The 2,134-nt window shown below is 61.5% G+C and carries 3 protein-coding genes; 2 read left to right on the top strand and 1 reads right to left on the bottom strand.

Features of this window, described 5'->3' with window-relative positions; translation table 11 throughout:
- Positions 1 to 208 (bottom strand): hypothetical protein (locus VFL62_RS05490; RefSeq protein WP_325171360.1); only part of this gene is annotated, 208 nt, incomplete at its 3' end.
- Positions 209 to 805: 597 nt separating this feature from the next.
- On the opposite strand from VFL62_RS05490, the gene VFL62_RS05485 reads away from it, so the two are divergent.
- Positions 806 to 1,075: a hypothetical protein gene (locus VFL62_RS05485; protein ID WP_325171359.1), complete on the top strand. Its 270-nt coding sequence runs from the start codon at positions 806 to 808 to the stop codon at positions 1,073 to 1,075.
- A 262-nt stretch (positions 1,076 to 1,337) separates the two neighbouring features.
- A partial coding sequence (locus VFL62_RS05480; protein WP_325171358.1) for a PBSX family phage terminase large subunit occupies positions 1,338 to 2,134 on the top strand: 797 nt, incomplete at its 3' end.

The raw sequence follows: 2,134 nt of genomic DNA, 5'->3' as shown, positions 1-2,134 counted from the left end.
CGGGGCCCGGTTTCGGCGGCGTTGGCGGCGAGGGCGTGTGGACCACCGCGCCGCCGACGACGGGCGCAGGTTTCGCGACACCGCCGATCTTGTTCTGCTGGGTCTTGGCGCCGCCGAGCGTGGTCTGCGCCAATGCGGAGCAGGAACTCGCGATGGCAAAGCCAAGCAAACCGACAAGCATCAGCCTGATCATTGTTGGTTCGTTCATGGCGGCGCCTCGCGCGAAACAGCTTCGACTGAACATAGGTAAACCCCCCGCGCGCTTCAGCCAATAGCAGGACCAGGCTATTTTCCGGCTATTGTCGCCCGGCAGGAGATTTGACACGTCGGGCAAATCACCGGCATAGGTCCATCCTCGGAAATATAAGACCCGCGATCCGCAAAGCCGGAGCGCGGGTTTTTTGTTTTTCCAGAATCGGGCGGCGGCGGCACGGCGCAGTAATCTCACTAACGCGCAACGCAAGGCGTCTTCATGCGCGCCGCCGCCCGACCCTGTCTTTGCAACTTCTCAAGAAAGGATAGCCGCATGGTTACGGCCGCCTGCCTGATCGCGCTGGCGATCGGCGGATTGATCCTCATTCTGCTCTCCGAGTTGTTCCAGTGAGCGCGGAGATCATCTTGTTTATTCCGCGGGCACGAAGCCGGCCGGACCCGACCCAAAATCCGTCCCACTCGCCGATGCACCCCGACGATCTCGTGATGGATCACGTCGATACCGCGCCGTGCGAATATTGGCCGATATACGAGCCGCGCGAAGATGAGTCCGCGTAGCCCTCCCACAAATATGGAGACCGAACGATCCGCCATGCCCAAAGCCGTCACCGAAATTCGCTCGCTGGCGCGAAGCCACACCCGCACAGCGCTCAACGTTCTCGTCGCCGTCATGCGCAACACCAAAGCGACGCCGCCGGCGCGCGTCGCGGCGGCGAACGCGATCCTCGATCGCGGTTGGGGCAAGCCGACGCAATCGCTTGCCAATGACGACAGCGCGCTGGAACTGATCCATCGCATCGAGCGCGTCATCGTGCAGCCCGACCATGGCGAGGCTGAAAGTTGCGCTAGTCAAGAACTGTGAAGGACAGACCGCGGCGGCGGACATTCCAGTGCGTCGTCTCGCCTGTCATCGCCACGTCAAGGGAGGCGCCGTCGTTCCCGCCCGACGCAGATGAGTCGTCACGCCCGCTCGGCATTTTCTCAGGCAAGCCAATGTGAGATTACCCTGTCCCGCCACGGTTCTGGGGTTTATCGGACAAGCCGCTATCGACTGATGACGATGAGCTATACCAACGCTTGCGGCGGTGGATCGACGCCTGAATACATCACGGTGAATTTCCATCATGTCGACGCTGAAAATTCCGACCGCGAAAATCTTTAAGCCGCTGCTAGCGCGATCGCGCTACAAGGCTGCGTTCGGCGGCCGCGGTTCGGGAAAATCGCATTTTTTCGGCGAGATGCTCGTTGAACTCTGCGAGGCCGAGCGCGGCACGCTTGCCGTTTGCATTCGCGAGTCGCAGAAGACGCTGGCGCAATCCTCCAAGCGGCTGATCGAGAGCAAGATCGAGAAGCTCGGCCTCTCACACAGATTCAAGGTCTACAACGATCGCATCGCGACGCCGGGCGACGGCCTTATCATCTTCCGGGGTATGGCCGACCACACGGCCGACTCCATCAAATCGCTCGAAGGTTTTCGTATCGCCTGGGTCGACGAGGCGCAAAGTTTAAGCTCCCGCTCGCTGGCGCTGCTGCGCCCGACCATCCGCGCGGAGAATTCCGAGCTGTGGGCATCATGGAATCCGCGGCGCAAGAGCGATGCGATCGACGATTTCTTTCGCACGAGAAAGCCGGAAGGCGCGATCCTGGTTCACGCCAACTGGCGCGACAATCCTTGGTTTCCTGCCGTGCTCGATGAGGAGCGCAAGACCGACCTTGCGCTCTATCCCGACCGCTATGCGCACATCTGGGAAGGAGACTATGTGAGAGCTTTCGAGGGTGCGTACTTCGCGCCGTTATTGGCGCAGGCCCGCGCGCAGGGACGCATTTGCAAGGTAGCGGCCGATCCGCTGCTGCCGCTGCGCGCCTTTCACGATATCGGCGGCGCCGGCGCGCAGGCCGATAGCTACACGATCTGGATCGT

Origin of the sequence: Bradyrhizobium sp. (genome assembly GCF_035701725.1) — a bacterium.
Lineage (GTDB): Bacteria > Pseudomonadota > Alphaproteobacteria > Rhizobiales > Xanthobacteraceae > Bradyrhizobium.
This window is presented reverse-complemented; position numbering and strand designations above follow the sequence as displayed.

Coding starts and splice junctions, on each gene's coding strand:
- VFL62_RS05485 (WP_325171359.1), top strand. CDS start 806: ATGCCCAAAGCCGTCACCGAAATTCGCTCGCTGGCGCGAAGCCACACC.